The organism is Curtobacterium sp. NPDC086286, assembly GCF_044746255.1.
GTDB lineage: Bacteria > Actinomycetota > Actinomycetes > Actinomycetales > Microbacteriaceae > Curtobacterium.
Genome location: NZ_JBIVBW010000004.1, coordinates 62,251 through 68,900, shown reverse-complemented (window position 1 = coordinate 68,900; position 6,650 = coordinate 62,251). Strand labels below are relative to the sequence as shown.

Sequence of the window (6,650 nt, the reverse complement as noted above, 5' to 3'; positions counted from 1 at the left end):
CGGCCCGGGCCCGCCGGGAGACCGGGGCGGGGGTGCGGCCCAACCCGCCCGGGTGCGCGCGGGGGCCCCCCCCCCCCCCGGGCGGGCGGGGCGGCGGGGGCCCCGGGGCCCCCGCGCCTCCCGTCCGTCACACGGTCGCGTCCCGTCCGCGCGAGCGGGCACTTTCGGTCACGCTCGGCGCCTGGAGTCGGGCGACTCCGCCCTCTCGGCGAACGTGAGCGGCATGTCCTGCCCGCTCGACGAACGGGGGCGGCCGGTCGCGTCAGCCGAGGCGGATGCCGAGCAGGGCGTCGACCAGGTCCACGAGGTCCGGCGTGACCGCCGTCCCGCCGGCGATCGCCGTGTCGACCGCGGCGACGGCGCCCGGCGTGTCGAGGTCGTCCGCGACACGGGCACGGACCCGGGCGATGACCTCGGCCGCGTCGTCGGCGTGTCCCGCGTCGCTCCCGGAGGCCCAGGCGTCCCACGTTGCCAGGCGCGTCGTGGCGCTGGTGAGCTCGGTGTCGAACCACTCCCAGTCGTCGGAGTACTTGTGCGACAGCAGCGCGAGGCGGATCGCACGCGGGTCGGCGCCGTCGTCGAGCAGCCCACGGACCGTGACGAGGTTGCCGAGCGACTTCGAGATCTTCTCGCCCTGGTAGGCGATCATCCCGGTGTGCACGAACGCCTGCGCGAGCGGCTGGTGCGCGAGCGCTGCGGCGTGCCCGGCGCTCATCTCGTGGTGCGGGAAGACGAGGTCGCTGCCGCCGCCCTGGACGCTGATCGGCAGGCCGAGGCGGTCGCCGGCGATGACGCTGCACTCGATGTGCCACCCGGGGCGCCCGGGGCCGACGGCGGAGTCCCAGCTCGGCTCGCCCGCTCGTGCGGCGCGCCAGAGCAGCGGGTCGAGCGGGTCGCGCTTGCCCGCACGGTCGGGGTCGCCGCCGCGCTCGGCCGACAGCGCGAGCATGGTCTCGCGGTCGAGGCCGCTCTCGTCCCCGAGCGACCAGGCCTCGGTCGGGCGGTTCACGTCGAAGTAGAGGTCGTCGCCCGCGGACTCCGGCGTCGGCACCGCGTAGGCGTAGCCGGTCTCCTGCAGGAACGCCACGGCCTCGGCGATGCGTTCGACCTCGTCCGTCACCGCGACGAAGTCGTCCGGCGGCAGGACCCGCAGCGCCTCCATGTCGCGCCGGAACAGGTCGATCTGCGAGGCCGCGAGCTCGCGCCAGTCGACGCCGTCCCGCGCTGCCCGTTCGAGGAGCGGGTCGTCGACGTCCGTGGTGTTCTGCGCGTACTCGACCTCGAACCCGGCGTCCCGCCAGACACGACCGAGCGTGTCGAACGAGAGGTAGGTCGCGGCGTGGCCGAGGTGCGTGGCGTCGTACGGGGTGATGCCGCACACGTAGAGCGCTGCACGCTCCTCGCCACCGGTCGGGTCGACGGGCTTGCCGGTCGCCGTGTCGTGCACGACCGGGCGGGGCGCGGTGCCCGGGACATCGGGGACGGACGGGACCTTCCAGGCCCTCACGGCTGGATCACTCCGAGCGACAACAACACGATGAGAACGATACCGAGTGCGATGCGGTAGACGACGAACGGCATGAAGCTGCGCTTGCTGATGTAGTTCATGAACGCCGCGATCACGACGAAGCCGACGACGAAGGCGACCACCGTGGCGATGAGCGTGTCGACCACGCCGAACGGTGCGCCGGTGTCACCGAGGCTCGTGGCGGCCTCGTACAGGCCGGAGAGGAACACGGCGGGCACGGCGAGCAGGAACGCGAACCGGGCGGCCGCCGGGCGGGTGTAGCCGAGCGCGAGCCCCATCGACACGGTCGCGCCGGAACGCGAGACGCCGGGGACGAGGGCGAGCATCTGGGCGAGGCCGATCAGGATCCCGCCGCCGAACGTCATGTGCTCGATGCGCCGGACCTTCTTGCCGACGACGTCGAGCACGCCGAGCACGATGCCGAACACGATGAGGACGATCGCGACGATCCACAGCGACCGGAACGTCGTCTCGATCGAGTCCTTGAGCAGCAGGCCGGCGATGCCGATCGGGATGGTCCCGAGGATCACGAGCCACCCGAGACGGGCGTCCGGGTCGTTCCGGGGCACGGTGTTCCCCGACAGCGACCGGAACCACCGGCCGACGATCCGGGTGATGTCGCGCCAGAAGTAGATCAGCACGGCGGTCTCGGTGCCGAGTTGCGTCACCGCGGTGAACGCCGCGCCCGGGTCCTGCGCGTCCGGCAGGAACAGCCCGACGATGCGGAGGTGGGCGCTGGACGACACCGGGAGGAACTCGGTGAGCCCCTGGACGAAGCCGAGGAAGATCGCCTCGAGGATGTGCACGGCTCGGGCCTTTCGGGGAGAGTCGGTTCAGGACACCGCCGGACCGGCGACCATGCACAATATCAGTACGTGGCGAGGAGGTCTCCGAGGACCCGCCGCCCGAACGCCAGCGAGTCGAGCGGCACCCGTTCGTCCACGCCGTGGAACATCGCCGGGAAGTCCACACCCGCCGGCAGCTGCAGCGGCACGAACCCGTAGCCCGCGATCCCCAGCGTCGACAGGGCCTTGTTGTCCGTCCCGCCCGAGAGCAGGTACGGCAGCACCGGAGCGCCCGGGTCGTGGCGGCCGAGGACGTCGCGCACGGCGTCGACCAGGGGGCCGCCGAAGTCCTGCTCGAGCCCGATGTCGCGGAAGGACATCACGACCTCGACGTCGTCGCCCGCGAGCTCCCGGACACGCGCCAGCACCGTCTCCTCGTCGCCGGGGAGGCACCGGATGTCCACCAGTGCCTCGGCGTGGTCGGGGATGACGTTGTGCTTGTACCCGGCGGTGAGCACCGTCGGGTTCGTCGTCGTGTGCAGGGCCGCGTGGATGAACCGCGACGCCGACCCCGTGGCCAGCGCCACCTCGTCCGGGCCGGTCACCGTCGGGTCCACCCCGAGGAACCGTGCGACCTCGGCCACCATCGCGTCGGTCGTCGCCGACAGCCGCACCGGCCACTCCTCGCTGCCGATCCGGGCGACCGCCGCGGCGAGCTTCGTCACCGCGTTGTCGTGGATGACGTGCGACCCGTGCGCCGCGGTGCCGGTCGCGACGAGCTTGATCCACATCAGGGCCTTCTCGCCCGTCTGCAGCAGGTACGCACGACGGTCGCCGAGGGTGATCGAGTAGCCGCCGACCTCGCTGATCGCCGCGCTCGCACCCCGGAACACCTCGGGGTGGTTCTCGACGACGTGGTGCGAGCCGAGGACTCCCCCGGCCTCCTCGTCGGCGAAGTACGCGATCACGAGGTCGCGCTCCGGCGCTCCCTGCTGCTCGATGACGTCCGACAGCGACGTGAGCATCATCGCGTCCATGTTCTTCATGTCGACCGCGCCGCGACCCCAGAGCATGCCGTCCCGGACCTCGCCGCCGAACGGGTCGACCGACCAGTTCGCCGGGTCCGCCGGCACCACGTCGAGGTGACCGTGCACGACCAGCGCGGACTTGTCGCGGTTGCGTCCGGGCACCCGCGCCACGACGCTCACCCGGTCGGGTTCGGACTCGAACAGCTGCGGCTCGAGCCCGAGCGCACGGAGCTTCGCCTCGACGTAGTGCGCCGCCTCGGTCTCGCCGCGGGACTTCCCCTCGCCCCAGTTCGTCGTGTCGATGCGGATGAGGTCACGGGCGATCGCCGCGGTGGCCTCGAGGTCGGTCAGCGTGGCCTCCGGGTTCGTCATGGCCCAACGCTACCGGTCCGCGCCGACGGCCCCGGCGTCGGACGTCACAGCAGGACGCGCCCGGGATGCGCCGCTGTGTTCATCGGGCGTTCAGACCCGTGCTAGTGTCTTCTCTCGGCAGGAACGCCGGGGAAACAGCCCGGAACGACGGCCGACAAGTGAAGAAACACCTGTCCGGGTGGCGGAAATGGTAGACGCGCTAGCTTGAGGTGCTAGTGCCCGTATTAGGGCGTGGGGGTTCAAGTCCCCCCTCGGACACAGGAAATGGGATGCCCCCTGGCCTTTCGGCCCGGGGGCATTTCCTGTTGTGTCTTCCCGGCGAGTGCCGCCGTCGCTTCGCTCGGGGCGTCACCGCCTCAGCCGCGCCAGTTCGCTGCGCTCACGGCGGGTGCGGGGTGCGTCCGGCAGGTGGGTGGGTGCCGGTTCGCTGGGGTCGCGGCGGGCGCGTGACGAAACGGGGCGGGCGGACTCTCACCTTCGGCACCGCAACCCGATGACCCGAGTCGACGGCCACGTCCCCGCTCGGTGCCGCGGGCCTGGCTGCCGCAGGAACCCGAGAGCCCGAATGCACCACCACCCTGTCCGATCCCGCGACCGACGCGGATCCGTCCTCCTCGCGGCCGGGATCGCCGCCGTGGCCGCCATCGCCGCCGGCATCAGCGCTGCGGTCCCCGCGTCCGCCGCCGCCGAGTACACCACGAACGCGACGATCGACGGTCTCCGCTTCACGTCCCAGACCGTCACGTCCGGCAGCGCCGCCGAACTCTCCGGCACGTGGTCACTGCCGGACCTCCCCACCACCCCGGCCGGCTTCGTGGTGGACCTGCCGCCCGAGCTCCAGGGCCGCTCCGACGGGTTCCCCCTGCTCGCACCGGACGGCTCCGCGATGGGACGGTGCACCGTGTCCTCGACCCAGCTCGACTGCGCCGTGGACAGCGCCTACGTCGCCGCCCACCCGAACGACCTGCACGGATCGTTCTCGTTCTGGGTCACCGTCGAGACCACCACCGAGTCCGCCACCCCGACGACCTACCAGGTCGGTGGGACCGCCGTGACGACCACGGTCGAACCCGCACAGCCCGGCACCGGACCCGGGACGTGCACCGTCGACTGCACCTTCACCGGCCGGACGAGCGGCAAGTGGGGCAGCTACGACGCCGCCGCGGGTGTGGTCGAGTGGACCGTGGCGATCGGCTCCGGCGCCGACGGCATGCGGGACGGCCAGCGCATCACGGTCACCGACACCCCCGGGCCCGACCAGGAGCTCCTCACCAGCTTCCGCGGGTACCCCTTCGCCACGCTCTGGCAGACGAACCGGACGACCACCTGGGACGACGGGCGAGAGGGGCTCACCGGATGGGCGCCGGCGCCGCGAGAGGACTACGCCAGCACGGCCGGGAGCGTCACGTTCACCGCGCGCCAGGGGTACTTCTACGACGTCCACTTCGCCACCCGGGTCACCGACGGCGGCTTGGCGGGCACCTACACGAACACCGCCACGATCAGCATCGACGGCGACGACGACTCCTCGGTCAGCGGCACGGTCGTGCACCAGGGTGGCGGTGCCTCGGGGTCCGGGACGGCACCGACGAGCACGCCGACCCCGACGCCGACGGCTCCGGCGACGGTCGAGCCGACCCCGACCCCGACGCCGACCGCTCCGGCGACGGTCGAACCGACCCCGACCGCCGAGCCGACCGTCCGGCCGACCGTGACGCCGGGTGCGTCGACCGCAGACGAGGAGACCGAGTCGCCGGTGCCCACGGCGATCGGCGCGGCGGTCGACACCGGAGGGACGACGTCCGACAGCACGGCCCCCTGGTGGTCCGTCGCGCTCCTCGGCAGCGGCGGCATGACCCTGTTGCTCGTCCTCGGCGTGTTGGCCGCCCGTACGCGCGCACGAACGCGCGCACGAACGCGACCGTGACCCGTCGCCGCGGCACCCGTGCCGCGGCCCCCGACCGCTCCGCTCGACGACCCTGCGTCGGGCGGAGTCCAGCCGGGTCCGTCGCCCGAACGACGACCCGGCGCGCGGGCCGGTGGGCAGCACCCGAAGCGCCCACCGGTCCGCACATCCAGCGCGCGACCTGCCCCGACCACGACCGACCCATCGAGGAGACACCGTGCACGTCCGATCCGGTCGACGACCGTCCTCACTCCCGCTCGTCCTCGCCGCCGTGAGCGCGGTCACGATGCTCGGCCTCGGGATCGGCGGGGTGGTCACCGCGACGAACTCGACCCCGCCCGGCACCGCGCGCGACATGCACGGCGACCCCGTCCGGCTCGAGGCACCCGTCGCGAGCGCTCCCGGAGCCCGAGCGACGTCCAGCGGGTCCGGACGCCTCAGCGTCCCGTCGGTGCACCTCGACGTCCCGCTCGGTGCACTCGACGCCGTGCGCGGCAGGATCACGCCGCCGGGGTTCCGGTCGGCGTACCTGGTCCGCGACGTCGGGGTCACCCCCGAGCACGCCGCGTCCGGCACCGTGGTCGTGGTGATGCACTCCCTGCGGGGCGGCGGCACCGCCCCGGGGAACTTCCTGACGGACGTCGATCGGGGTCGGAGTCGGGTCGCGACCGGTGCCGCGGTGACGGTCGCGGGCGTGGCGTACACGGTGACCGGCTCGACCCTGGTGGACAAGGACCGCATCGCCGACGACGCCGACGTGTGGGGCGACGTCCCCGACCGGTTGCTCCTCATCACCTGCCTCGAACACCCGGACGGCTCACCGTCGACGCAGAACCTCGTGATCACCGCGACACGGGCGTGACACCGTCCTCACCGATCGGATCCACCGGGGTCGCGTGATGAAACGTCCGACCCGGACTCCTCGCATCCGAGAGCGGTGTGTTCAGATGGACTGCACCGCCCAGCCGGTGAACCCAGGACGAGGAGACGAACGACGTGCGCGGTGCCCCTGAGCCAGGCAGTGACGCTGC

5 protein-coding genes and 1 tRNA gene are annotated in these 6,650 nt (G+C 72.6%); 3 read left to right on the top strand and 3 right to left on the bottom strand.

All coding sequences use genetic code 11. The annotated features are described in order from the left end of the window. Positions 1-262: 262 nt before the first annotated feature. The 3 genes from mshC to ACIPKM_RS08480 form a co-directional block, all read right to left on the bottom strand. Positions 263-1,507 (bottom strand): cysteine--1-D-myo-inosityl 2-amino-2-deoxy-alpha-D-glucopyranoside ligase, encoded by a 1,245-nt coding sequence (gene mshC, locus ACIPKM_RS08490; RefSeq protein ID WP_071296531.1) that lies wholly within the window; start codon positions 1,505-1,507, stop codon positions 263-265. After that, positions 1,504-2,334 carry an undecaprenyl-diphosphate phosphatase gene (locus ACIPKM_RS08485; protein WP_071296530.1) on the bottom strand — a complete coding sequence of 277 codons (831 nt, stop codon included), beginning with the start codon at positions 2,332-2,334 and terminating at the stop codon, positions 1,504-1,506. The genes mshC and ACIPKM_RS08485 overlap by 4 nt, the downstream gene beginning before the upstream one ends. A gap of 62 nt (positions 2,335-2,396) precedes the next feature. Beyond that, entirely contained in the window at positions 2,397-3,713 is a 1,317-nt protein-coding gene (locus tag ACIPKM_RS08480; RefSeq protein WP_092387087.1) for a M20/M25/M40 family metallo-hydrolase, read from the bottom strand. A gap of 172 nt (positions 3,714-3,885) precedes the next feature. Here ACIPKM_RS08480 and ACIPKM_RS08475 point away from each other — a divergent pair. From ACIPKM_RS08475 to ACIPKM_RS08465, 3 genes are all read left to right on the top strand, one after another. Beyond that, a tRNA-Leu gene (locus tag ACIPKM_RS08475) sits at positions 3,886-3,971 on the top strand. 376 nt (positions 3,972-4,347) lie between these two features. Then, the gene (locus tag ACIPKM_RS08470; protein WP_402736552.1) at positions 4,348-5,640 is read left to right on the top strand and encodes a collagen binding domain-containing protein; all 1,293 of its coding nucleotides are present in this window, start codon (positions 4,348-4,350) and stop codon (positions 5,638-5,640) included. A gap of 196 nt (positions 5,641-5,836) precedes the next feature. Next, the gene (locus ACIPKM_RS08465) at positions 5,837-6,481 is read left to right on the top strand and encodes a class F sortase (RefSeq protein WP_254790940.1); all 645 of its coding nucleotides are present in this window, start codon (positions 5,837-5,839) and stop codon (positions 6,479-6,481) included. Positions 6,482-6,650: the final 169 nt, after the last annotated feature.